We start from the raw sequence: 23,428 nt of genomic DNA on the forward strand, positions 1-23,428 counted from the left end.
ACCACCGGCTCGGAAGGCTGCCGATGCTCCGCGCGGCGGCTGCGAGTCCGCCTTCCGTCGGGCCGGAACCGCAGGGGGAGCTGGTCGGTCAGCTCTCGCCATCGCGGACGACGACGACGGAGCAGTGCGCGTGCTGCACGCAGTGCTGGCCCACCGAGCCCAACAGGGCGCCGGAGAACCCGCCGTGGCCCCGGTTGCCGACCACCAGCCGTTCGGCCCCGTGAGCCCTGTCCAGCAGCACCTCTGCTGCGTTGCCGAGCACGACGCTCTCGCGGATCTCCACCGGTGGGTCGTCGCCGACCACTTCGGCCACCGCCTGGGCGAGCATCTTCCCGGTGATGTCGGGGAGTTCGGGATCCACTCCCGTCATCCCCCACCCGTACACCGTCGGGTACGCCCAGCAGGCGACCGCCTCCACGACGGCACCGGTCCGCTCAGCCTGATCGACCGCCCACCGCAGTGCCTGCTTCAACGACGGCGAACCGTCGACCCCGACCACGATCCGGCTTCCCGCCGACTGTTCTGTACTCATCTCGCACCTCGCACCTCGGTTGACAGCCCCACACTGCTCTCTCCGCGCCCGAGCCGCCCAGGGCCGTACGGCCCCCAGCTTGGCGCTTTCGGGCCCGACAGCCCGGCTGGTCGAACGGTTGCGGGCGGTCGTTCGCCCGCCCGAGGACTGCCGGACCATGGCAATGAGCGGCAGTAGGCCGCCGGTCAGGAATGGGGAACCACCGCGACCGGACGCTGTGTGTGGTGCATCAGCGCGTGGGTGGTGGGCCCGATGCGTGGGGTGCCGTGACGGCGGGTCCGGCGTCCGAGGACGAGCAGGTCGGCTCCGCGTGCCCGGGGAGCCATGGGAACCGCCACCGGCCAGAGCCGTCACGTGCTGCCAGTGCGCTGATCCGCGCGTCAACATCCTCACGCAGCGCACCGGGCCCCGCACCGCAAATGAACGGGCGGGTCAGCCGATCGCCCGGGCCCGCGCCGCATGCGGCCCGGGCAGGCGTTGCCGCGCGATGCGGGCGATGTCGTGGCCGGTGACGATGCCGACCAGCTGCGCGCCGTCGAGCACCAGGATCCGCAGCGGCACTGTCACACCCGGGCGCTCCAGCACATCGACGAGGGTGTCCTCGGGCGAGGCCAGCACGCATCGGGTGAGGGGAGCGGCCACGTCGCGGGCCCGTAGGTCGGCCCGCCGCGCGGGCGGGACTGCAGAGAGTCGGCGCAGTTCGACGATTCCGCTCGGGTGTCCGTTGAAGTCGAGCACAGGAATGGCCGAGTGGTGGCCCTTAGTCGCGAACTCGTCCAGGAGGTGGTCCACGGTCAGCCAGTCGGCCCCGGTGACGACCGGTGAGGACATCACCTGGGCGACCAGTACGCCGCGCAGCGCGGTCTCCAGCGTGGCGCGGCGCACCTCGGCCAGGGCGGACAGCGAGACGAAGACACCGACGAGCACGAGCCACAGGCCGGAACTCGCGCCGTGGGTCAGCTCGAACCAGCCGGCCACGGCCACCAGTGCTCCGACCACCTGCCCGGTGCGTCCGGCGATCCGCTGCGCCTGCTCGCGGTCGCCCCGGCGCCACCAGAGCGCCGCTTGGAGGATCCGTCCGCCGTCCAGCGGCGCGGCGGGCAAGAGGTTGAACGCCCCGAGGAGCAGATTGGCCCAGCCGGTCCAGAGCAGCACGGCCGAGGGCACCGCCCAGTGCAGCACGTGCTGCGTTGCGAAACCGCCTGCGAGCGCGAGCCCGCCGAGCGCCAGGCTGGTCAGAGGCCCGATCGCCGAGACGGCGAGGTGGACCAGGGGGGTTTTGGCGCGTCCCATCCGGGTGACTCCGCCCAGCCCCCAGACCGTCACGTCCTCGACCTTGATGCCGGCCCGTCGTGCGGTGACCGCGTGTGCCGCCTCGTGCGCGAGCAGGCTCGCCACCAGCAGCAGCGCGCCGATCAGGCCGGCCGCCGAGTAGACGGTGCTGGAGTGCCCCGGCGCCCAGGCGGGGAGGGTGCTGCTGCTGAGGCTGCTGCTCAGGAGGAGGATCAGCAGGGGGGCACTCCAGTGGATGCGCAGGGGCACGCCGAAGATCCGTCCCAGTGGTACGGAGCCGTTCATGGTTGTCCCTGCCTTCTGGCGCCACCGTGCCGCCCACCGGGCCGATTGCTTGCCCGGGCGGCGCGGAGGCCACTTCCATCGTCGATCCTTGAGACCGTCGCCGGGGAGGCCCGAAGGTCCCGGGCCCAGGGGCCCGACGGTCCAGGAACCGGTGTGGGGCTCAGCAGATCCGTGGTGATTGCTCGGCTGCAGGCATGTCCACCACCCGGCTGGCGGCTGTCAGAGTGACTCGGCCGGGCGGCCAGTCGGTGACTCGGCCAATGGGTACGGCGGCTTCGCCCTCGCGGGTGGCTCTCATGGCGGCGAGTACGTTCTCGGCCTGCGAGGCGGCGACGAAGGCGACCAGGCAGCCCGCGCTGGCGATCTCCAGGACGTCCAGGCCGAGCTGGTCGCAGGCGGCAGCCACCGGTTCGGGTACCGGGATCGCCGCTTCCTGGACCTCGACGCTGACGGCAGAGTCCCGGGCGATCTCGTTGAGCGCCGTCGCCAGACCACCCCGGGTCGGGTCGCGCAGCGTGTGGACAGCGGTGCCCCCGGCCGCGCCCATCACCCTGACCAGGCCGTGCAGGGGGCGTGTGTCGGAGGCGATCCGGCTTCCGAAGCCGTGTTCCTTCCGGGCGCCGAGCACCGCGGTGCCGTGCAGGCCGATCGGCCCGGATAGCAGGACCGCGTCGCCGGGTTGGGTGTGGGCGGCGGCGGTGTGCATCCCGGGGAGGCGGGTGCCGAGCGCTGTGGTGGTGATGAACAGTCGGTCGACGGCACCCTGGTTGACGACTTGGGTGTCCCCCGTCACCACGGCGACCCCGGCCTCGCGTGCGGCCCAGCCGATGGAGCGAGCCACCTGGTCCAGGATCGTGAGCGGCAGGCCCTCCTCCAGGATGAGTGCGACGGCGAGTGCGGTCGGCCGGGCACCCATCATCGCGATGTCGTTGATGATGCCGTGCACGGCGAGTGAGCCGATGTCGCCGCCGGGGAAGAAGAGCGGGCTGACCACGAAGGAGTCGGTGGTGAAGAGCAGTTCGGCGTCACCGGTCCCGGGGAGGACCGCCGCGTCCTCCATCGGCACCGCGCGCCGGCCAGGTCCGCTGGTGCCGCTCAGGGCGGGCAGCAGCAGGTCGTCCAGCAGTTCGGCGGAGAGGCCGCCGCCGGCGCCGTGGCCCAGCCGCACAAGGTTGCTCTTCGCTGGAGGCGGGAACTGCACCGAAGGCACATCGGCGTGGACGGTGCGATGCTGCATGGTCCATACGCCTCCTCGGAGCGTGTCGGCACGGCCGGGCACAGAGCCCGGACGGTCTCATGGCCACTCTTCGCCTCGTCCCGGGCCGTTGAACAGGGCCGATCGGTCCCCACCCGGGGCCGGTGCGGCCCGTGCCGGGTGCGCGCCGTGGTGTGACAGTGGACTGGCAGGGATCTCGTCCGCGCGCGGCGCGGCGTGCCAGGAGAGGCGGTCACCATGGTCGGCGCAGGCGAGAGTGGCACGGAGGCCCGGAGCGGCCCGAAGCTCCGGCCGGGTCTGCTGACCTTCCTCGGCGGGGTCGGTACCGTCACTGGCAGCAAGTTCATGGTCGAGACGGATCACGCGCGGGTTCTGGTGGACTGCGGCATGTTCCAGGGCATGGCCGAGCTGCGGCGGCGCAACTGGCGCCCGCTGCCTCTGGACCCCGCCGACGTGCACGCCGTCGTCCTCACCCACGCGCACCTGGACCACTGCGGCTACCTGCCGCGCCTGGTCAAGGACGGCTTCCACGGCCGGGTGGTGTGCACGCCCAACACAGCCCGCCTCGCCGAGATCGTGCTGCGCGACAGCGCACACCTGCAGCAGGAGCAGGCCGAGCACGCCAACTCCCACGGCTGGTCCAAACACCGCCCCGCGCAGCCGCTCTACGACGATGGGGACGTCGACCGGGCCCTGAGCCTCTTCGAACCCGCTCCTGTCGGCGCCGAGACCGAGATCACCACCGGCACGGTGCTGCGCCTGCACCACGCCGGCCACATCCTCGGCTCCTCCTGGGCCCACCTCACCCTGGAGGACGGCCACACCCTCGCCTCCAGCGGCGACCTCGGCCGCCCCGTCCACCCCTTGCTGCGGCCGCCCGACCCGTTCACGGGCGCGGACGTGCTGCTGGTGGAGTCCACCTACGGCAACCGCCACCACGACGAGCGCGGCGCCCGGGCGCGCTTCGCGGACGCGCTGTCGCATACCCTGGCTCGCGGCGGCACCGTCGTCATCCCGTCCTTCGCGGTGGACCGCACTGAGGTCGTGCTGCACGAACTCGCCGAACTGCGCCGCTCGGGCCAGCTGCCCGCCGGCGTGCCGGTCTACGTGGACAGCCCGATGGCGCTCGCAGCTTTGCAGGTCTACCGCGATGCCTTCGTTGAGAACGCCCCGGAGCTTCGGTCCGATGTGGCGGGCGACGGCGGAGCGGCCCTGGACCCCGCGCCGTTCACGGCGGCGCGGTCGGTGCAGGAGTCGGGCGCGATCCAGCGCTCGGTGATGCCGTCGGTCATCGTCTCCGCCTCGGGCATGGCCACCGGCGGACGGGTCGTCCACCATCTGCGCAGGCTGCTGCCCGACCCCCGCAACACCGTGATGATCGTCGGCTTCGCCGCGATCGGCACCCGGGCCCGTGACCTGGTGGACGGGGCGCGCACGCTGAAGATGTTCGGCACCTACGTGCCGGTGCGCGCGGAGATCGTGAGCGTCCCCGGGTTCTCCGCGCACGCCGACGCCGGCGAGATCCTTGACTGGCTGGGCGGCGCCCTGCCGCCGAGCGCGACCTACCTGGTGCACGGCGAGCCGGAGGGTTCCCAGGCGCTGCGCGACCGGATCGACCGCGAGTTGGGCTGGACGGCCGTGGTGCCGCGCTCGGGTGAGCGGGTGCTGGTCAAGTGAGGTGAGCCGCGACCGGGGCGTGGCGTTGTCGCCACGCCCCGGGTTCGGCCCGTCCGTCGAGATTCCTCGCGCTCAGTCCTCCACCGGGCGTCGTAGGCGGCGCAGGTACGGGTCGAAGGGGTGCCGCGGCTCCAGCCGTACTCGGGCGTCGACGCAGAGCAGGGCGTCCGGAGTTGCGATGACCGGATTGAGGTCGGCCTCGGCGAGCTGGGGCACGTCGTCGGCCAGCCGGGAGAGCCTGGCGAGCAGATCCTGGACGGCGGTCAGGTCGACGGCCGGGTGGCCGTGGTACCCGAAGAGCAGCGGGGCGCAGCGCAGTTCGGTGGTCATGGTGTGGAGGTCGTTCTCGGTGAGCGGGGTGAGGCGGGCGGTGCGGTCGTCCAGCAGGTCGGTGGCGGTGCCCCCGAGGCCGAAGACGGTCAGCGGGCCGAAGACCTGGTCCTGCACGATCCCGGCGAACAACTCGGTGCCCGGCGCGGCCATCGGCTGGACGACCACGCCGGCCAGGCGCTCGCCGAAGCGGTTCTCGAAGTCCCGGAAGGTGGACCGGACCGACGCGTCGTCACCGGGGCCGAGGTACACCGCGCCGACGTCGCTCTTGTGGACCTGGCCGGGCCAGTAGGCCTTGAGCGCGATCTTGCCCTCGTGCCCGAGCTGACGCATGGACCGGGCGGCGAGCACCATGCCGTGCTCGTCGGGGGCCCAGACCGAGGTGGTGAGCGGCAGGCTGTAGCAGCCGAGGAGGTCTGCGGTGAGGGAGGGGTTGAGCCAGCCGCCGTCGGGATGCGCGTCCAGGAATCGCGCCACCAGGTCCTTGGCGGCTTCCGGGTCGCAGTCGGTGAGGGCCGGTTCGGCTCCGGGGGGCTCGGCCAGCCAGGCGGCCCGGTCGCGGGCGTGGGCGAGGGCACGGGCGGCTGACTGCGGGTCCGCGTAGATGGGAATGCGCGCGCCGTCTGCGCAGTCGAGATACTGCACCGGGACCTCCTGGCCGAGGAGTACGGCCACGACCGGGATACGGCGCCGCCCGGGCGAGTCCCGCAGGGCGCGCAACGGGTCCTGCTCGGGGCTGGTGGTGAGCGCGGTCGGGACCAGGCAGACCAGCAGGGCCTCGACGGACCGGCTGCGCTCCAACAGGTCCAGGCAGGAGCGGAGTTCGTCCGGCCCGACGGCGGCGGTGGTGTCGACCGGGTTGGCAGCCGTCGCACCCGGTGGGAGAAGGTCGACCAGATCGATCGCCAGGTGGGCGGGGAGTTCGGGGAGTGTGAGCCCGTAGTCCACGCAGGCGTCGGCTGCCAGGATGCCCACGCCGCCGGCGTTGGAGACCACGGCGACCGAGGACCGCGCGGTCGGCAGCGGCTGGGCGTGCAGCAGGGCGGCGGTCTCGACGAGTTCGCCGATGCCGCGGGTGGCGGTGATGCCGGCCTGGCTGAACAGGGCCTGGCGGGTCACGGTCGAGGTGGCGGCGGCAGCGGTGTGCGAGGCGGCTCCCCGGCGGCCTGCGGCGGAGCGTCCGGCGTCCACGGTGAGTACCGGGATTTTGCGGGTGACGCGGCGGGCGGTGCGGGAGAAGGCGCGGGGGTTGCCGAAGGACTCCAGGTGCAGCAGGGCCAGGTTGGTGCGGCCGTCGCTCTCCCACCACTGCAGGAGGTCGTTGCCGCTGACGTCGTACTTGTCGCCGAGCGAGACGAAGTCGGACACCCCGATGCCCAGCCAGGTCAGCCGCTCCAGCAGCGCGATCCCGACGCCGCCGGACTGCACGGCCACCCCGGCGGTGCCCGGCAGCGGCCAGGCCGCGCCGAACTCGGCGTCCAGGCGGACGGCGTCGTTGGTCACCGCGATGCCCAGACAGTTCGGACCGACCAGTCGCATGCTGTGCCGACGGCAGCTGTGCAGCAGCTGCTGCGCGTCGGCGCCGCTCAGGCCGGAGGTGAGCACGACCAGGGCACGGACACCCGCCTGCCCGCACTCCTCGGCTGCGCTGGACACCACACCGGGTGGCACTGCGAGCACCGCCAGATCGGGGGTACCGGGCAGTTCGCTCAGCCCGGGGTACGCCGGCTCGCCCCCGATCCTCTCCGCGTACGGGTTGACGGCCCACAGCTCGCCCTTGAAACCGCCCTGCCGGATCTTCTCCAGGACCGTCCGCCCGACCGACCCCGGCCGCCGCGAGGCGCCGACCACCGCGACCGACCGGGGCCGCAGCAGCGGCACCAGGCTCGCGACGTCCGCGCTGCGCCCCCGCTCCTCCACGGCGCTGCGGTAGTGCTCGTCCCTCTCGTCCAGGGGGACCTGGACCCGGATTTCACCGTGGTCGAGGTGGCGGTGCACCCGCAGCCCGAGGTCGGTGAAGACCTTGTGGACGGCCCGGTTCCCGGCGAGGGTGTCGGCCTCGATGGCGAGCACGCCCTGCTCGCGCGCCGCGTGCAGCAGGTGCTCCAGCAGCAGGGTGGCCACGCCGTGGCGCTGCCACTCGTCGGCGACGGCGAGCGCGATCTCGGCGGTGTCGGGGCGGCCGCACACGGTCTCGTAGTCCGCGGCGCCGACGAGCTCCCGGTCCACCCAGGCGCCCAGCGCCAGGAATCCCGGGCGCGGCGGCGCGCACAACCGGTCTGCGGCCAGCTGCGGGGCCAGGCGGCTGGCGCCGAAGAAGCGCTGCCGCCGGCTCTCGTCGGACATCCGCACGGCATGCAGGTCGTAGGCGGCCTCCCGGTCGGCGGGCCCCAGCGGTCGGATGGTGGCCGTGGTGCCGTCGGAGAGCAGGGCCTCGACGGTCGACGGGAAAGGCTGGGCGGTGGGCATGGAAACTCCGTGAGGTGTCGACAGCCGTGCCGCAGTACCCCGGCCGGGCGGGCACGGAAGCCGTGCCATACCTGGTGCCCCGGGCGTGGCACACCCAGCCGGTCACCCCCCAGCCTCGGCCCGGACCGAAGCAGCCGCACAGGGCCGGTCGGCCCATACCGCAGGGCCGGTGAGGTTATCTGCGGCCGAGGCCTCTGACCGGCAGACTGGGCTGAGGGCGTGCGGTGCCGCGCCCGGCGAGGAGGCCCTGTGGACACCGAGGCCCAGCCGGACGGACAGGCCGCGCGGCGGGTCGACCAGCCCCCCACGGCGGACCCGTGGGTCCTCGCTTTCGACGGCTTCGATCCCGCCGACGAGGGCCGCCGGGAGGCGCTGTGCGCGGTGGGCAACGGGTACCTGGTGACCCGGGGAGCCGCTCCTGAGTCCCGGGCCGACGGGATCCACTACCCCGGGACCTACCTGGCGGGCTGCTACGACCGGGCCGCCTCCGTCCTGGACGGTCGCGAGGTGGAGAACGAGGACCTGGTCAACTGTCCCAACTGGCTGCCCTTGACCTTCCGGGTCGCGGGTACGGAGGACTGGTTCGGCGCTGACGCGACGACGGAGGTCACATCGCAGCGGCTGGACCTCGACCTGCGGCGCGGCGTGCTGACGCGGCGGGCCCTGGCCGTCGACGCCCTGGGCCACCGCACCCGCCTGGTGCAACGGCGGCTCGCCAGCCTCGCCCAGCCCCACCTGGTGGCCCTGGAGACCGTTCTGGTCCCGGAGAACTGGTCCGGCCGGCTGGAGGTCCGCTCCGCGCTCGACGCCACGGTCACCAACACCGGGGTGGCCCGGTACCGGGGCCTGACCAGTCGTCATCTCGACCCTGTCGGTCAGGGAACGGACGGTGAGGAGCTGCTCTGGCTCCGGGCCCGCACCATCGGCTCGCCCCTGCACCTCGCGCTGGCGGCCCGGACCCGACTGCACCGCGGCGGTATCCGGCTGGCGGCTGACCGTCAGAACGAGCTCCGGGATAGCTGGGCCGCCCAGACCATCACCGTGGACGCCGCCATCGGCCAGGCCGTGACGGTCGAGAAGACCGTGGCCGTGTACACCTCCCGCGACCCCGCTGTCGACGATCCGCTGCGCGCCGCCCGACGCCTGGTGTCCCGTGCAGACGGGTTCGAGACCCTGGTGCGCGCGCACGCGCAGCGTTGGGAGGAGCTGTGGCGCCGCTGCCGCACGGACGTGGATTTCGCCGATGTCGGCGCGCTGCACCTGCACCTGTTCCACCTGCTGCAGACCTACTCCGAACACACCGCCGACCTGGACGCCGGGATCCCGGCCCGGGGCTGGCACGGCGAGGCCTACCGGGGCCACATCTTCTGGGACGAGCTGTTCGTGCTCCGGACCCTCAACCTGCGCCTGCCGGAACTCAGCCGCGCTGTCCTGCGCTACCGATATCGGCGCCTGGAAGCGGCGCGCCAGGCTGCCCGCGACGCCGGGTACCGAGGGGCGATGTACCCGTGGCAGAGCGCGAGCGACGGCACCGAGATGGCACCGCGCCTGCACCTCAACCCGCTGTCGGGCCGCTGGCTTGCGGATCGCAGCCACCTTCAGCGTCACGTCGGCTCGGCGGTCGCCTACAACGTCTGGCAGTACTACCAGGCCACCGGTGACCTCGACTTCCTGGCCACCACCGGGGCTGAAATGCTGCTCGAGATCGCCCGCTTCTGGGCCGACACCGCCACCTACGACCCCGAGCGGCAGCGGTACACGATCCGGGGCGTGATGGGCCCGGACGAGTACCACGACGCCTACCCGCAGTCCGAGCGGCCCGGCATCGACGACAACACGTACACCAACGTCCTCGCCTCCTGGGTGCTCGCCCGAGCGCTCGACTCCCTGGACGTCCTCCCCGGCTACCGCCGCGACGAACTCCGCGAGCGCCTGGCCCTCGACTCCACCGAACTCGACCGCTGGCAGGACGTCAGCCGCCGCGTGCACGTGCCCTTCCACGACGGCGTCCTCAGCCAGTTCGCCGGCTACGAGCAACTGGCCGAGCTCGACTGGGACGGCTATCACAACCGTTACCCGGACATCCGCCGCCTCGACCGCATCCTGGAAGCCGAGGGCGACAGCGTCAACCGCTACAAGGCGTCCAAACAGGCCGACGTCCTGATGCTCTACTACCTCTTCTCCCCCCGGGAGATGCGTGACCTGCTGCGCAGGCTCGGCTACCGGGCCGGACACGATCTGCTCCACCGGACGGTGGCCTACTACCTGCCACGCACCGTGCACGGGTCGACCCTCAGCTCGGTCGTGCACGCGTGGGTTCTGGCCCGCTCGGACCGCCGAGCCTCCTGGCGCTTCTTCCGCGATGCCCTCGCGAGCGACTTCCAGGACGTCCAGGGCGGGACAACCGCTGAGGGCATCCACCTCGGCGCCATGGCGGGCACCGTGGACCTGATGCAACGCTGCTACACCGGCCTTGAGACCCGGCAGGACGCGCTCTGGCTCGACCCGCACCTGCCCGCACCCCTCGGCCGCCTTGAGGTCGAGCTGCGCTACCGGGGTCACTGGGGCGTGGTCGTCACGGTGACCCGCCGCCAGATGACCGTGAGCTTGCGACCGGGGCAGCAAGTCCCCGTCCAGATCGGCTTCCGGGGCTCCCTCACCACCGTACGGCCCGGCGAGAGCCACACTTTCACGCTCTGACGCGGCGTCACTCGGCGAGCAGGACGGCGACCCCGGTGACCCGGTCGGCCGCGAGGTCCGCCAGCGCGGTGTCAGCCCGGCTCATGGCGTAGCGCTGTACGTGGACGGTGGGGCGGTGCCGGGCCGCCTCGGCCAGGTAGGCGCGGCCGTCCTCGCGGGTGTTGGCGGTGACACTGCGCAGGGTGCGCTCCTGGAACAGATGCCGGTCGTAGTTCAGGCTGGGGATGTCGGTGAGGTGGATGCCCGCCACAGCAAGCGTGCCGCCCCTGTCCAAGGCGGCCAGCGCCACCGGCACCAGCTCGCCGACCGGCGCGAAGAGGATCGCCGAGTCGAGGGGCTCGGGCGGGGCATCGTAGGCGCCGCGGGCGGAGGTCGCGCCGAGCTCCAGGGCCAGCCGCCGGGCTTCCTCGGCCCGGGTGAGGACGTGCACGGTGGCACCCCGGGAGAGCGCGAGCTGGGCGGTCAGGTGAGCCGACGCCCCGAAGCCGTAGATGCCCAGTCGGCCGCCCGGCGGCAGTTCGGCACGTGCAAGGGCCCGGAAGCCGATGATGCCCGCGCACAGCAGCGGTGCGAGTTCCTCGTCGGGCGGGCCCTCGGGCAGGTGGTAGGCGAACGAAGCTTTCACCACGGTGTGCCCGGCGTAGCCGCCGTTGATGTCCCAGCCGGTGTAACGGGAGCGCGGGCAGAGGTTCTCACGCCTCGCCCGGCAGTACTCGCAGATCCCGCACGTGCTCGCCAGCCACGCCGCGCCGACGCGGTCACCGGGAGCGAAGCCCCCGACCCCGGGGCCCGCGGACAGCACCCGGCCCACGATCTCGTGGCCTGGAGTGCAGCGGCGCACACGGGGCGGCAGATCGCCCTCGGCCAGCTGCAGGTCGGTGCGGCACACTCCGCAGGCCGCGACCTCGACCAGGATCTCCCCCGGCCCCGGCCCCGGCCCCGGCCCCGGCTCCGCGACCGGCCGCTCCACCCTGCGTAACGGGGACGAGTCAACCGGGCCGGGCCGCTCCACCACCCAGGCGGTCGTGCTGAGCAGATCGGATCGAGACGTGGCCATGTCCGGCCCTTCCTGGAGCACTCGCGCTATCCGCTGCGAGGCTGCGACCCGCGTCGAGGCGCCGGCGGCGCGGGGATCGCCCACCCATCCCATCGTCCACCGCGACCGGGCTCGGCGGATGAGGGCCGAACGGCCCCGGAACGGGACTGAACGCCCCATGACATCGACTGCCCGGCGAGAGACGGTGACAGCGCAAGGACCCGTATCCGTCCCACGGTGCCTCAGCGCCGAAGAGGAGGCCATGATGGCTGGATCTCTGCTCCCTCGGCACCGGGTGACGCGGCCGGACCTGATCGACTGGCTCGGGTCGGGCTTCCCCCCCTCCTGGCGCGCGGCGGTCCCGACCTCCACCCGATCCCGATCGAGGTGACCGAGGAGGACGAGAAGTACATCGTGCACGCCGAGCTGCCGGGCATGGACCCCGACCACGAGATCGAGATCACGGCCGAGGGCGATGTCCTCACTGTCCGGGCCGAACACACCGAGAGCAAGCAGGACAAGCAGCACTCGGAGTTCCGCTACGGCTCCTTCCAACGGTCCGTGCGGCTCCCCGTCCCGATCCCCGAGGAGGGCGTCGAAGCTGACTACCAGGACGGCATCCTCACCATCCGCGTCCTGCTGGCCGAACAGGCCAAGGAGACGGCTCGCAGCATCCGGGTCAAGCCGCCCCAGTAGCCGCACCTTGCGGCCGGGCCTCGCGGCTCCGGCCGCGCAACCCGTCGCCCCCGCACAGTCAGGAGAACCGACCAATGAAGACGAAGCGGATACTCGTGGCCTACGGCAGCAAGCACGGTGCCACGGCCGGTATCGCCGAGGAAATCGGCAAATCGCTGCGCGAGGACGGCTTCGACACGGCCGTGGTCCCCGCCGGAGACGTCCAGGACGTCACCGACTTCGACGCCGTGGTGCTCGGCAGCTCCCTGTACGCGGGCCACTGGAACCGTGACGCCCTGCGCTGCGCCCACCGCAACGCCGAGGCCCTGAGCGAGCGCCCCGTGTGGCTGTTCAGCAGCGGCCCGGTGGACAGCTCGGCCGAACAGCACGACATCCCTCCGGTGCCCGGTGCGGTCAAGGAGATGGAGCGTCTGCACGCCCGTGGGCACGTCACGTTCGGAGGCAGTATCACCGCCGCGACGCCTGGCTGGATCGCCCGCACCCTGGTGCGGCACGGCAAGGCCGGCGACTTCCGCAACCCGGAGCACATCCAGCACTGGGCCCACGAAATCGGCGCCGAGCTACGAGAGCAGGACGCCGCACCAATGGAGGGGAACGGTGGCCGGTAGTCCGGCCCCGGCGTGGGTATCCGGTCCGCCGAACGCATTATCACGCGTGGTGGTAGCCGGCCCACCGGCCCGGGATCGGCTCCCCATGCAGGACGTGATCCCAAGGCCGGGCAACGAGAGGACGCAAGGAGGAGTCATGTCTGAGAACACCTCGAGCGAGCCGGTCGGGGCACTCGCTGCGGACCCTGGCGATGTCGGCAGACGAGTGGCACTGCGGCGCCGAGAGCTGGGACTCACCCGCGAGGAGACAGCGGCGCGTGCCGGCATGGCACCCAACTACCTGGAATACCTGGAGACACGGCCCGCAGAGGTCGACACCGGCAGTCTGCTGCGGCTTGCGGGCGCGCTGGAGACGTCGGAGTCGCAGTTGCTGGGCGGTGGAGTCGATCTGCCACCTGGCCGGGGGGACGCCGCCGCCAGGCCCGTCCTGGAAACGCTCGACCCGGCGGAGTGCTGGGCCCGGCTGTCCGAACACGGCATCGGCAGGGTGGCATTCTCGACTCCGCTGGACCCGGTGGTCCTTCCCGTCAACTACCAGGTGCTGGACGGGGCGATCGTCTACCGCACGGCTGCCGGCAGCGTGCCGGCCACCGCCGTCGGCCATCGGGTCGCGTTCGAGGTCGACCACATGGACGAGGCCCTCAGCCAGGGCTGGAGCGTGCTCATGACCGGCCCCGCCGAGCTCGTCACGAGGCCTGCCGGGAGCGGTCGCCCGGCGCACGGAACCGGTCCGACGCCTTGGGCCGGCGGGCAACGCGACGTATGGGTACGGATAGCGCCAGACGCGATCACCGGCCGCGTCATCCGGGTGCACTGAGACATGCCGCGCAGAGGGTTCCTGCCCGGTGCCAGGACGGAAGGAGGCCGTAATGAGAGCGACCGTAGGGGACCGGCTCATTGTGGAGGGCCCCACCACCGGAGCGCCGCGCCGGGACGGCGAGATCGTCGCCCTGCACCACGAAGACGGCAGCCCGCCCTACGACGTGCGCTGGTCGGACACCGGGAGGACCACGCTCCTGTTCCCCGGCCCAGGCGCGCACATCCACCACTTCGTCCACCTCGAGCACGCGGAGCCCGCCCGGACGCCGGGCACGAACCCTCCGCTGGGGCGCCCTGGCAGGTTGGGCAGGCCCGGCGAAGACCTGGGCGTTTGACGGCGCGAAGCCGCCGTTCGACGATCGAAACCGGGGCAGGCGGCTGCCAGCCCCGGTCCGGAGGAGCTCGGACCCGCAGCCACGGCGCGGCCCGCGCATCCGGGGAAGAGGAGCATGCCATGACACATCCCGTGATAGCCGGAGTCGACGACCCTGCCGGCGCCGGTGATGCCGTCGACTGGGCCGCCGATGAAGCCCAGCTCAGAGGTGTGCGGCTGCACCTTGTCCATGCATGGCTGTGGGAACCGCACCAGGCACCGGAGTCACTCGACGCCCAGCTCCTCAGACGCTCGGGCGGGGAGGCGCTCGCAGCGCTGGCGGAGCGGGCCGCGAGCCGCCACCCGGACCTGGAGGTCAGCAGCGGGGTCGTGGACGCGAGCCCGCGCGAGGCGCTGGTCGCCCTCAGCGCGGCGGCCGGGCTGCTCATTGTCGGCTCGCGCGGCTCGGGAGGATTCCCCGGACTGCTCGTCGGCTCGACGAGCCTGCACGTCGCCGCCCATGCCGCCTGCCCGGTTGTCGTATTCCGCGGCCCTGGAGGCCAATTCGAGGCTGCCAGCGGCTCACGAGGCGGCGTGGCGGTGGGTGTGCACGGCCGCGAACCGTGTGACGGGCTGCTCTCCTTCGCCTTCGAGACCGCCCAGCGGCGGCAGCTTCCGCTGCGCGTCGTGCATGCCTGGAGCTACCCGCTGGTCCTCGGCCCCGGGCACGCGTTCCCGCCCGTGTACGAGGAGGGCCACGTGGCGGCGGAGGAGAACCGGCTGCTCTCCGAAGTCCTGTCCGGATGGCGTGAGAAGTACCCGGAGGTCCCCGTCACCGAGGGCATCGTCCGCTCCGGGCCCGCGAAACACCTGGTGGAGCTGTCCCAGACGCACCAGCTCGTCGTGGTCGGCCGCCACGGAGAGCCGCAGGGGCCCTTCCGCCGGCTCGGATCCGTCAGCCAGGCGATCGTCCACCACGCACACTGCCCGGTCGCAGTCATACCCGTCGAATGACCCTCCGGACGACGGGAACGTCGGCGGTGGCGAAGCCGCCCGAGGCTCGACGTTCCAACGGTCTGCAGACGGGGCGGTTCCCAGCTGCCTGGAGGAGACATGATGAGTTCTGGCGGGCAACGTCCCGTACTGGTCGGCGTCGATCCCGAACACCCCAGCCGCATGGTGCTCGTCTGGGCCGCTGACGAGGCGAAACGTCGCCACCTGCCGTTGCACGTCCTGCAAGCCTTCAAACCCCTCACCCGCAACGGAGCATGGCCCCGGACCTGGCCCGACCTGCAGCAACGTGCCCGACTGCTCCGCACCGCCGGGGAGGAGGCGCTCGACGAGGCGACCCGCTTCATCCGCGAACGCCACCCTGGCCTGCCCGTGTCGGCCACGCTCGCCGACGGGGACCCCGTCGATGTCCTGCACCGGCAGGCCGAGGGGTCCGCTCTGCTCGTCCTGGGCTCCCGGCACCTGTCTGCGGCGCGTGAGCTGTTCACCGCCGGATCGGTGGCCCTGCCGCTGATCGCGCACGCAAGCTGCCCTGTGGTGGTCGTCCGGGACCCCGAGCACATCACCCAGCAGCCCGCGTACCTCGTCGTCGGAGTGGACGGCAGCCCGGCGTCGCAGTCAGCAGTGGATTATGCCTTCGAAGCCGCGGCGCTGCGGGGCGCGCAGCTGCGCGCGCTGTTCGCCTGGCAGCCCTCGCACCTCCCGGCGGCCGAGGAGTACCGGGTGGAGCAGGAGTCCCGCCGAGTGCTCGCGGAGACCGCTGCCGGGCGGCGGGAGTCCCACCCCGACGTGACGCTGACGCACGAGGTGGTGCGCGGCCACCCGGTGGCCGTCCTGAGCGAGGCCTCCGCCCACGCCCTGGCACTGGTCGTCGGGACACGAGGCCTCGGCGGTTTCACCGGCATGCTCCTCGGATCCGTCGGCCAAGGCGTCCTGCACCACGCCCGGTGCCCGGTCATCACCGTGCCGGGCCCGGTCGGCCTCGGGGGCGAGACGCGAAGGGCCTCGGGCTGAGCAGCGGAGTGACAGCGGCTGCACCCGCCGACGTGGGGCCGGGCACCAGCGAACCGCTGATGGTCCGTGCGGTCTCCAGGCACGACTGCTCGCCGTGGCGCCCTCGTGCCCTCACACGCCCCCGTGCCGGAGGGCATCCGATGGCATGGCAGAGGAGTGGCCTGGCTGTCCCCGGGGACCGGGCCGACCGGCCCTGTGCACGGCCTCCTGCCGGCGAAAGGCTGGGGGACAGTGTGACCGCGAGCAGGAGGAGAGTGATCGGACATGAAGGCGCTGACCTACCACGGTCCCGGACGCCGCAGTTGGGGCGAGGTGCCCGACCCGGTCATCCTCGATCCCGAGGACGCGGTGGTCCGGGTGGACGCGGTGACCATCTGCGGCACCGACCTGCACATCCTCAAGGGCGACGTCCCCGAGGTGACCGACGGCCGCATCCTGGGCCACGAGGCCGTCGGGACGGTCATCGAGACCGGGCCGGGTGTCCGCACCCTGGCGCCCGGCGACCGTGTGCTCGTCTCCTGCATCTCCGCGTGCGGACGCTGCGCCTACTGCCGGACGGGGACATACGGCCAGTGCACGGGAGGCGGCGGCTGGATCCTCGGACACCTGACCGACGGCACCCAGGCCGAGTACGTCCGCACGCCCTTCGCCGACAACTCCCTGCACAAGCTGCCCCAAGGCCTCAACGACGAGACCGCCCTGCTGCTCGCCGACATCCTGCCCACCGCCTTCGAGGTCGGGGTCCGCAACGGCCACGTCAGCCCCGGGGACACCGTGGTGATCGTCGGAGCCGGACCGATCGGCCTCGCCGCCATCACCACCGCCCGGCTCTACAGCCCGGCCAAGATCATCGCCATCGACCTCGCGACGACCCGCCTGGACGCCGCGAGACGAGCCGGCGCCGACGCGGTCCTCACCGTAGCCGACGCCACCGACGACGCCATCCGCGCCCTGAGCCCCGACGGCCTGGGCGCAGACGTGGCCATCGAAGCCGTCGGCCTCCCCGACTCCTTCGAACAGTGCACCCGCATAGTGCGCCCCGGCGGCCGGGTCGCCAACGTCGGCGTCCACGGCAAGCCCGCCACCCTCCACCTCGAATCACTCTGGATCAGAAACGTCACCATCACCACCGGCCTGGTCGACACCAGCAGCACACCGCTGCTCCTCGACATGCTCGCAGCCGGCCAGCTGGACGTCGCGGGGCTGGTCACCCACCGGTTCGGCCTCGACGAGATGCAGGACGCCTACGACGTCTTCGCCGACGCCGGGCAGAACGGCGCCCTGAAGGTGGCGCTGTTCCGCACCTGAGCCGGCACGACGGCCGCTCCCGAAGATCGATATCGATACGGGCGCGGCACGAACGACCTGCGGATCGACCGCGGCGACCTGTCCGGTGCGTGAGGCCGCCCCGGGAAAGCCACTCGCGGTGCCCGTGCGCGCCGGGCGGATCCCCGGGAGCCCGATCGTGAACGTGCCCGCGTTCTCGGTACCGCCAACGGGCTTGGGCCGTCTGAGCAGCGAAGGTACTCGCCGCTCGTCTCTGTTCCTGCCCGCGCGCGGGTCAGGCGTGATCCCGCAGGACCTTCAACCGACGTTGGTATTCGTCGTCGTCGATCTCGCCGTGTGCGTACCGCTCGGCGAGCAGCCGTTCCGGGTCGGGATGGTGAGCGTCCGGCCGGCCGCTGGTGACCTGGCGGTCAGAGGGATGCCGGTCACCGAGTCGGTGGTAGGCCAGCAGTGCGACCAGGACGATCAGGCATATCAGGATCAGGATGATCAGCGTCATCAGTCCGTACCCCCAGCCGTTCATGCCCCCGTGGTCGAAGTTGTGGATCATCGTTTGCCTCCCGGGCTGTGCCTGCGCAGGCGTTCCTCTGACCACCTTGCGCTCCCGGCCGGGGCGGTGGACAGGGCCGGTCGGTGGGGAGACGGGCCCGAGCGGCCCTCGCTTCGATGCCGGCTCGGCCGGTGGCAGACGGCCAGGGCTTGAAGACACTGCACCGAACAGTCAACGGATGGGCCCCCGAGGCTCTCCGTCGGTTGGGGGAGGGTGCCAGGCGGCCTGGACATGAGGGCCGGTCGGCCCCTCCTCCCACGGCCCGCCGCGCGCACGATGGGCAGTGGGAGGAGGATCTCCCTCCCCGGACGGCGGAGGAGGCCCTCATGCTTACTTCGGCTCTCGACGCCGCAACCTTGGAGCGACTGGTCTCCGCCGCGGTCGCGGCACCGTCCATGCACAACGGGCAGCCCTGGCGCTTCCGGTTCCGTCCCGAGACCACCACGCTGGAGGTCCGGGCTGTTCCCCAGGGGACGCTGCGGGTCACCGATCCCGCGGACCGCGGGATGCACATCTCTGTCGGTGCGGCAGTGTTCAATCTCCGCGTTGCCGTCCGCCACCTGGACCGGGAGCCCGTCGTACGGCTCCTGCCGCATCCGGCGGAGCCGGACCTGTTGGCCGCCGTCCGGCTCGCGGGCCCGTCCCGCACTTTCGCCGATGACCGGCCGGACCTCTACGCGGCGATGTGGCGTCGGCACAGCAGCCGCCTGCCCTTCTCCGACCACCCGGTCCCCGCCGCCGTCCTCACCGAACTCGCCGAGGCCGCCCGCACGGAGGGCGCCGAGCTTGACCTGCCGGACGAGTCGGAGGCCCACCGGCTGCTGGAGGTGACTGCGGAAGCCGAGCGGCGCAACACGACCGATCCCCGGCGCAGTGCTGAAAGTCGCCACGCGATCCAGGGAGCAGCCGACGACCCGTACGGGATTCCTGCTGCGGCCCTCGGCCCGCAGGACGCCCACGGCCGGCCGTCGGTACGGGACTTCTCCGCCATCCGGCCCGCCGAGCACCTGCCCCCGGCCTCCTTCGAGGCACATCCGCGCATCACCCTGCTCTCCACCGCGCGCGATGAGCCCGCCGACTGGCTGCGCGCAGGCCAGGCACTCCAACACGTCCTGCTCCTGGCCACCGCGCGAGGCCAACAGGCGTCCCTGCTGCACCAGGCCATGGAATGGCCGGATCTGAGGTGGTCCCTGCGTGACCCGCGCCACGGCCCCGGCCACCCACAGATGCTGATCCGCCTGGGATACGGGCCCCAAGGGGCCGCGACGCCCCGCAGGCCGGTGGCCGATGTCCTGGAAGGCGGACCCGATGACCCCGCCTGACGCACCGGAGCCGGCACCGGTCCTTACAGGGCTACGGAGTGAACTGGCGGGCAGCCGGACCGGGGACGCCTGCACCCGTGCGCAGAGTCTGGACCTGCTGCGTCAACTGGCGGTCGGACGTCTCATCCACACCGAGGACGCGCTGCCCGCCGTCACCCCGACCTGTTACGTCCTGGACTCCGCCGACGCGGTGGTCATCCCGCTGCCCGCCGGATCCAGGCTGGCCACCTCGCTGGAGAACGCGGTGGTGGGCTTCCAGGCGGACCTACTCGACGGACAGACCCGCCGGGGCTGGACGGTACTGGTCATCGGCCGGTCCCACCTGCTCACGGAGCCCGCCCGGCTCGCCGACCTGCACCAGCACGGCCCGCACCCCTGGGGCCACAGCGATGCGCACTCGTACCTGCGCATCGACCCCGAACTGGTCACTGGCACACGGCTCGGAGCCTGAGATGAACCGACACGCAGTCGCCGCACCCGAAAGCCTTGCCCCGGAGGACGCCGTCGCCCTTCCGACACTGGGCCCCGTGAGGCTGCTCGGCACGTGACAGCACCACGGGTACTCCCCGCCACCGAGCACAGCCACCCAGCGTCCTGAGCTCCTGACCGAGGAGACACGCACCATGCCCCCCGCATCCGCACCACACGGGCGTCCTGCCACTCGGACGACCCTGCGGCACCACCTGCGCCGTGCCCTCGGCAGGGAGACTAACGCGCTGTGCCGCCGCAGCGACCGGGCTCGCAGCCGACTCGTCCTGACTCTGGCGCTCTCGCTCGTCGGATCGCTCGTACTCGCTCTGCTGGCCGCCCTGCTGGTGCTGCACCGCGAGCAGGTCGGTGCGCTGCACGACGCACAGCACCGCCACCACCTCACCGCGACCACCCTCACCCCGGCAACGCAGGACAACACCCGGGGCGTCGGCGACCCCAACAGTGCCCAGGCGCAGGCGACCTGGGAGTACCCACCGAAGGTCCACGACACTGGCCAGGTCGACGTCCCACCCACCACAGGAGCCAGCGCGACCGTGGCCATCTGGGTGGACGACACCGGCCGGCCTGTCGCCCCGCCCCGCCCGGGCACCGCCATCATGGCGAACGCCGCCTTCGCCGGACTCGGAAGCCTGGCCGCCCTGTCCACGACCACCCTCACCCTCTACACCCTTCGACGCCGCACCCTCGACCGCCGGGCCGATCGGGCCTGGGAGCCGGCCTGGGAGCGGGTGGAGCCACTGTGGTCCGGACGGACCGGCCACCGGCCCGGCGGCGGGGACCAATGAGAACCGCCCCCCGACCGGCCACCAGACGTCTTGAGCCGGCGCTACTCATCACCACCTCCGCCGCCCTGGTCGCAGGAGGGATTTCATTCCTCCTCGGATCCCGCAGCACAGCGGACCTCTGCTGGGCGCTCGGGACTGCGGCCGGAATCGGACCGGCCGCGGTCTGGGTCATCGCCGCGCTGCGCCGCAAGCACGCCGGAGTCGATCTGATCGCCGTACTGGCCCTGGTCGGCACGCTCGCCGTGGGCGAGTACCTGGCCGGGGCACTGATCTCCGTCATGCTCGCCAGCGGCAGAACCCTGGAATCGGCCGCCCAGCGCCGCGCCTCGCACGACCTGCGCGCCCTACTGGAACGCGCGCCGCACTCCGCCCGCCGCCGCGAAGGCGGGAGCGTCCTGACCGTCCCGCTGGAGGAGATCACGCCGGGCGACCTGCTCGTGATCGGCCCCGGCGAGGTGGTCCCGGTCGATGGCCAGGCCGCCGGCACCGCGACGCTGGACGAGTCCGCCCTCACCGGCGAGCCCGAGGACGTGGAGCGGGCGGCCGGGGAGGACGTACGCAGCGGCGTGCTCAACGCGGGCCCCGCCTTCGAACTCCGCGCCACCGCGACCGCGGAGAACAGCACGTATGCGGCGATCGTCCGCCTGGCCCGCGAGGCGGGTGCCGAGAACGCGCCACTCGTCCGGATCGCCGACCGAGCGGCCGCCTGGTTCCTGCCGCTCTCCCTTGCCACTGCCGTGCTGGGCTGGGCGATCGGCGGCACGCCCGAGAGGGCGGTCGCAGTCCTGGTCGTCGCGACCCCCTGCCCCCTGCTGCTGGCGGCCCCCGTGGCCATCGTCTCGGGCCTCGCCCGGGCCGCCCGCAATGGCGTGGTGATCCGCGACGGCCGGGCGTTGGAGGTCCTCGGGCGGGCCCGGACCTTGGTGCTCGACAAGACCGGCACCCTCACGGCAGGTAGGCCCCGAGTACTGTCCGTGTCGGCCGCCCCCGGCCGTACCTCGGCCGAGTTGCTGCGCCTGGCCGCCTCCCTGGACCAGGTGTCCCCCCACGTGCTGGCCGAGGCCCTGGTCCGCGAGGCCCACGCACGCGGCCTGTCGCTGATCGCACCACTGGACGCGGCCGAGGAGCCGGGGCGGGGCATCACGGGCCTGGTCGACGGACACCGGCTGGGGGTCGGCCGGGTGGAGCTACCGGGCGATCTGCCGGCCTGGGCACGCGCCGCGTCCAACCGGGCGGCCCTGGATGGCGCGGCGATCGTCTGGCTGACCGTGGACGGCGAGCTGTCCGGCGTCGTGCTGCTGCGCGACCCCGTGCGCCACGACGCACCGCGCACCCTGACGCGCCTTCACGAGGCGGGCCTGACCCGGCTGGTCATGCTCACCGGCGACCACGAGGGGGCAGCCCGGGAGGTCGCCGCGGTCCTGGGCCTCGACGACGTCGCGTCCCGGCAGAGTCCCTCGGACAAGGTCACCGCAGTGCGCGCCGAGCGGGCCCGCGCCGTCACCGTGATGGTGGGCGACGGCGTCAACGACGCCCCCGCGCTCGCAGCCGCGAACGTCGGAGTGGCCATGGGCGCGCGCGGCTCGACCGCCTCCTCCGAAGCTGCCGACATCGTGCTGACGACCGACCGGCTGGACCGCCTCGCCGACGCCATGGAAATCGCCGTCCGGTCACGCAAGATCGCAGTACAGAGCGCAGCAGGCGGAATCGCCCTCTCCCTGGCCGCCATGGCCGTAGCCGCCCTCGGCTACCTCCCGCCGGCCGCCGGCGCACTACTGCAGGAAGCGATCGACGTCACCGTGATCCTCAACGCGCTGCGCGCGCTCGGCGCAGGCCGGGCCGCCCGCCAGGCACTGAAGCCCGACACAGAGGACCTACTGAACCGATTCTCGGCCGAGCACGACGACCTGCGAGACGCCCTCGACATCCTGCGCGACGCCGCCGACCAGGTCGCCACCGGCGACCGCACCCAGGCACTCGCCACCGTACGGCGGGCGCACCACTTCCTTACCGACCGGATCCTGCCGCACGAGGACGCGGAGGAGCACCAGCTCTACCCCGCACTGAGCGAACCACTGGGCAGCACCGAGGCCACCGCCACCATGAGCAGAACCCACGCCGAGATCGGACGCCTCGCCCGCCGGGTGGCCACCCACCTCGAGCAGGCCGACGCGGGCGGGGGCCTGCAACCGGACCAGATCGACGACCTACTGGGCAGCCTCTACGGCCTGCACACCGTGCTGCGCCTGCACTTCACCCAGGAAGAAGAGAACTACTTCTCGCTCGTGCGGTGAGAACCAGGTGGGACACGGTTCCGGTACGGCGCGGCCACCGCCTCGCACTCCGCCGCGCCACGGCGGGGCCGTCGGACGACCGTACCGGCAGGCAGGTACGGCCCTACAGGGAAACAATCATGCGTACCCGTACGGGCAAGGATCGATCAAGGAGGAACCATGGAGTACGGCCGGACGGTGACGGTGGCGACATCCTTCGAGGACACGGTGACGCGAGTGCGTCAGGCTCTCGCCGGGCACGGGTTCGGCGTGTTGACGGAGATCGATGTGCAGGCGACGTTGAAGGTGAAACTAGGCGAGGAGATGGAGCCGTACCTGATCCTCGGCGCGTGCAATCCTGCTCTGGCGAAGCGGGCGCTGGCCGAAGACCGGTCGATCGGGTTGCTGCTGCCGTGCAACGTGGTGGTCCGAGGCAGCGAAGGCCGCACGGTAGTGCAGGTGCTGGATCCACAGACGATGGTGCAGCTGACCGGCCTGTCTACCTTGCAGGTGGTGGCGGACGAGGCCGCTGAGCGGCTTGACGCGGTGCTGGCCTCCCTGCCACAACACTAGCGGGGGCCGTTCGGCGCACTCAAGGGGCCGCTCGGCCCCTGCCGCCCAGCCTGACGTCGAGCCATGCTCGATATCAGGCATGGCCTACGTCCTCGAAGTCGTTCCAGCGACCCGCTCCGGCAGATACGGGACGTTGCATCAGGCCAC

20 protein-coding genes and 1 pseudogene are annotated in these 23,428 nt (G+C 72.2%); 14 read left to right on the forward strand and 7 right to left on the reverse strand.

The window, feature by feature from the left end:
- Positions 1–88: 88 nt before the first annotated feature.
- From C7C46_RS09785 to hypE, 4 genes are all read right to left on the reverse strand, one after another.
- Positions 89–532 (reverse strand): universal stress protein, encoded by a 444-nt coding sequence (locus tag C7C46_RS09785; protein WP_110667867.1) that lies wholly within the window; start codon positions 530–532, stop codon positions 89–91.
- Between the two features lie 185 nt (positions 533–717).
- The gene (locus tag C7C46_RS09790; protein WP_110667869.1) at positions 718–858 is read right to left on the reverse strand and encodes a universal stress protein; all 141 of its coding nucleotides are present in this window, start codon (positions 856–858) and stop codon (positions 718–720) included.
- 106 nt (positions 859–964) lie between these two features.
- Positions 965–2,074, reverse strand: coding sequence for a site-2 protease family protein (locus C7C46_RS09795; protein ID WP_342775389.1), 1,110 nt, complete (start codon positions 2,072–2,074; stop codon positions 965–967).
- 196 nt (positions 2,075–2,270) lie between these two features.
- Complete coding sequence (gene hypE / locus C7C46_RS09800; RefSeq protein WP_110667873.1) at positions 2,271–3,347, reverse strand: hydrogenase expression/formation protein HypE; 1,077 nt, start codon at positions 3,345–3,347, stop codon at positions 2,271–2,273.
- A 216-nt stretch (positions 3,348–3,563) separates the two neighbouring features.
- On the opposite strand from hypE, the gene C7C46_RS09805 reads away from it, so the two are divergent.
- A complete protein-coding gene (locus C7C46_RS09805) occupies positions 3,564–5,003 on the forward strand; it encodes an MBL fold metallo-hydrolase RNA specificity domain-containing protein (RefSeq protein WP_110667875.1) in 1,440 nt (479 codons plus the stop codon).
- Positions 5,004–5,075: 72 nt separating this feature from the next.
- On the opposite strand, the gene C7C46_RS09810 is transcribed toward C7C46_RS09805, so the two are convergent.
- Positions 5,076–7,802 (reverse strand): bifunctional acetate--CoA ligase family protein/GNAT family N-acetyltransferase, encoded by a 2,727-nt coding sequence (locus tag C7C46_RS09810; protein ID WP_110667877.1) that lies wholly within the window; start codon positions 7,800–7,802, stop codon positions 5,076–5,078.
- 249 nt (positions 7,803–8,051) lie between these two features.
- Between C7C46_RS09810 and C7C46_RS09815 the strand changes: the two genes are divergently transcribed.
- Positions 8,052–10,502 (forward strand): glycoside hydrolase family 65 protein, encoded by a 2,451-nt coding sequence (locus tag C7C46_RS09815; RefSeq protein WP_110667879.1) that lies wholly within the window; start codon positions 8,052–8,054, stop codon positions 10,500–10,502.
- Positions 10,503–10,509: 7 nt separating this feature from the next.
- On the opposite strand, the gene C7C46_RS09820 is transcribed toward C7C46_RS09815, so the two are convergent.
- Positions 10,510–11,559, reverse strand: a complete 1,050-nt coding sequence (locus C7C46_RS09820; RefSeq protein WP_110667882.1) for a zinc-binding alcohol dehydrogenase family protein — start codon at positions 11,557–11,559, stop codon at positions 10,510–10,512.
- 366 nt (positions 11,560–11,925) lie between these two features.
- Between C7C46_RS09820 and C7C46_RS34915 the strand changes: the two genes are divergently transcribed.
- The 7 genes and pseudogenes from C7C46_RS34915 (at position 11,926) to C7C46_RS09855 (ending at position 17,307) form a co-directional block, all read left to right on the forward strand.
- Positions 11,926–12,234, forward strand: a complete 309-nt coding sequence (locus C7C46_RS34915; protein WP_181442277.1) for an Hsp20/alpha crystallin family protein — start codon at positions 11,926–11,928, stop codon at positions 12,232–12,234.
- Between the two features lie 74 nt (positions 12,235–12,308).
- Positions 12,309–12,842, forward strand: a complete 534-nt coding sequence (locus tag C7C46_RS09830; protein WP_110667887.1) for a flavodoxin domain-containing protein — start codon at positions 12,309–12,311, stop codon at positions 12,840–12,842.
- 136 nt (positions 12,843–12,978) lie between these two features.
- Positions 12,979–13,659 (forward strand): helix-turn-helix domain-containing protein, encoded by a 681-nt coding sequence (locus C7C46_RS09835; protein ID WP_110667889.1) that lies wholly within the window; start codon positions 12,979–12,981, stop codon positions 13,657–13,659.
- Between the two features lie 52 nt (positions 13,660–13,711).
- Positions 13,712–13,939, forward strand: a pseudogene (locus tag C7C46_RS37535) (DUF1918 domain-containing protein); the annotation flags it as partial.
- 176 nt (positions 13,940–14,115) lie between these two features.
- Positions 14,116–14,988 carry a universal stress protein gene (locus tag C7C46_RS09845; RefSeq protein WP_110667894.1) on the forward strand — a complete coding sequence of 291 codons (873 nt, stop codon included), beginning with the start codon at positions 14,116–14,118 and terminating at the stop codon, positions 14,986–14,988.
- A gap of 102 nt (positions 14,989–15,090) precedes the next feature.
- Positions 15,091–15,999 (forward strand): universal stress protein, encoded by a 909-nt coding sequence (locus C7C46_RS09850; protein WP_342775390.1) that lies wholly within the window; start codon positions 15,091–15,093, stop codon positions 15,997–15,999.
- Between the two features lie 264 nt (positions 16,000–16,263).
- Entirely contained in the window at positions 16,264–17,307 is a 1,044-nt protein-coding gene (locus C7C46_RS09855) for a zinc-dependent alcohol dehydrogenase family protein (RefSeq protein WP_110667898.1), read from the forward strand.
- Positions 17,308–17,560: 253 nt separating this feature from the next.
- Here C7C46_RS09855 and C7C46_RS09860 read toward each other — a convergent pair whose 3' ends face one another.
- Positions 17,561–17,836 (reverse strand): SHOCT domain-containing protein, encoded by a 276-nt coding sequence (locus C7C46_RS09860; protein WP_110667900.1) that lies wholly within the window; start codon positions 17,834–17,836, stop codon positions 17,561–17,563.
- A gap of 395 nt (positions 17,837–18,231) precedes the next feature.
- On the opposite strand from C7C46_RS09860, the gene C7C46_RS09865 reads away from it, so the two are divergent.
- From C7C46_RS09865 to C7C46_RS09885, 5 genes are all read left to right on the forward strand, one after another.
- Complete coding sequence (locus C7C46_RS09865) at positions 18,232–19,158, forward strand: Acg family FMN-binding oxidoreductase (protein WP_342775391.1); 927 nt, start codon at positions 18,232–18,234, stop codon at positions 19,156–19,158.
- The gene (locus tag C7C46_RS09870) at positions 19,145–19,609 is read left to right on the forward strand and encodes a pyridoxamine 5'-phosphate oxidase family protein (RefSeq protein WP_181442278.1); all 465 of its coding nucleotides are present in this window, start codon (positions 19,145–19,147) and stop codon (positions 19,607–19,609) included. The genes C7C46_RS09865 and C7C46_RS09870 overlap by 14 nt, the downstream gene beginning before the upstream one ends.
- A gap of 172 nt (positions 19,610–19,781) precedes the next feature.
- A complete protein-coding gene (locus C7C46_RS09875) occupies positions 19,782–20,435 on the forward strand; it encodes an Rv1733c family protein (protein WP_146259038.1) in 654 nt (217 codons plus the stop codon).
- Complete coding sequence (locus tag C7C46_RS09880) at positions 20,432–22,729, forward strand: heavy metal translocating P-type ATPase (protein WP_110667908.1); 2,298 nt, start codon at positions 20,432–20,434, stop codon at positions 22,727–22,729. The genes C7C46_RS09875 and C7C46_RS09880 overlap by 4 nt, the downstream gene beginning before the upstream one ends.
- Before the next feature lie 159 nt (positions 22,730–22,888).
- Positions 22,889–23,281 (forward strand): DUF302 domain-containing protein, encoded by a 393-nt coding sequence (locus tag C7C46_RS09885; protein ID WP_110667911.1) that lies wholly within the window; start codon positions 22,889–22,891, stop codon positions 23,279–23,281.
- Positions 23,282–23,428: the final 147 nt, after the last annotated feature.

The sequence above is a fragment of the Streptomyces tateyamensis genome, assembly GCF_003205575.1.
GTDB lineage: Bacteria > Actinomycetota > Actinomycetes > Streptomycetales > Streptomycetaceae > Kitasatospora > Kitasatospora tateyamensis.

Bases quoted from the DNA above. Each gene is read 5' to 3' on its own strand.
- C7C46_RS09850 (WP_342775390.1), top strand. From the start codon at position 15,091: ATGAGTTCTGGCGGGCAACGTCCCGTACTGGTCGGCGTCGATCCCGAA.
- C7C46_RS09855 (WP_110667898.1), top strand. From the start codon at position 16,264: ATGAAGGCGCTGACCTACCACGGTCCCGGACGCCGCAGTTGGGGCGAG.
- C7C46_RS09785 (WP_110667867.1), bottom strand. From the start codon at position 532: ATGAGTACAGAACAGTCGGCGGGAAGCCGGATCGTGGTCGGGGTCGAC.
- C7C46_RS09845 (WP_110667894.1), top strand. From the start codon at position 14,116: ATGACACATCCCGTGATAGCCGGAGTCGACGACCCTGCCGGCGCCGGT.
- C7C46_RS09885 (WP_110667911.1), top strand. From the start codon at position 22,889: ATGGAGTACGGCCGGACGGTGACGGTGGCGACATCCTTCGAGGACACG.
- C7C46_RS09875 (WP_146259038.1), top strand. From the start codon at position 19,782: ATGCCCCCCGCATCCGCACCACACGGGCGTCCTGCCACTCGGACGACC.
- C7C46_RS09810 (WP_110667877.1), bottom strand. From the start codon at position 7,802: ATGCCCACCGCCCAGCCTTTCCCGTCGACCGTCGAGGCCCTGCTCTCC.
- C7C46_RS09830 (WP_110667887.1), top strand. From the start codon at position 12,309: ATGAAGACGAAGCGGATACTCGTGGCCTACGGCAGCAAGCACGGTGCC.
- C7C46_RS09835 (WP_110667889.1), top strand. From the start codon at position 12,979: ATGTCTGAGAACACCTCGAGCGAGCCGGTCGGGGCACTCGCTGCGGAC.
- hypE (WP_110667873.1), bottom strand. From the start codon at position 3,347: ATGCAGCATCGCACCGTCCACGCCGATGTGCCTTCGGTGCAGTTCCCG.
- C7C46_RS09870 (WP_181442278.1), top strand. From the start codon at position 19,145: ATGACCCCGCCTGACGCACCGGAGCCGGCACCGGTCCTTACAGGGCTA.
- C7C46_RS09860 (WP_110667900.1), bottom strand. From the start codon at position 17,836: ATGATCCACAACTTCGACCACGGGGGCATGAACGGCTGGGGGTACGGA.
- C7C46_RS09880 (WP_110667908.1), top strand. From the start codon at position 20,432: ATGAGAACCGCCCCCCGACCGGCCACCAGACGTCTTGAGCCGGCGCTA.
- C7C46_RS09865 (WP_342775391.1), top strand. From the start codon at position 18,232: ATGCACAACGGGCAGCCCTGGCGCTTCCGGTTCCGTCCCGAGACCACC.
- C7C46_RS09820 (WP_110667882.1), bottom strand. From the start codon at position 11,559: ATGGCCACGTCTCGATCCGATCTGCTCAGCACGACCGCCTGGGTGGTG.
- C7C46_RS09805 (WP_110667875.1), top strand. From the start codon at position 3,564: ATGGTCGGCGCAGGCGAGAGTGGCACGGAGGCCCGGAGCGGCCCGAAG.
- C7C46_RS09790 (WP_110667869.1), bottom strand. From the start codon at position 858: ATGGCTCCCCGGGCACGCGGAGCCGACCTGCTCGTCCTCGGACGCCGG.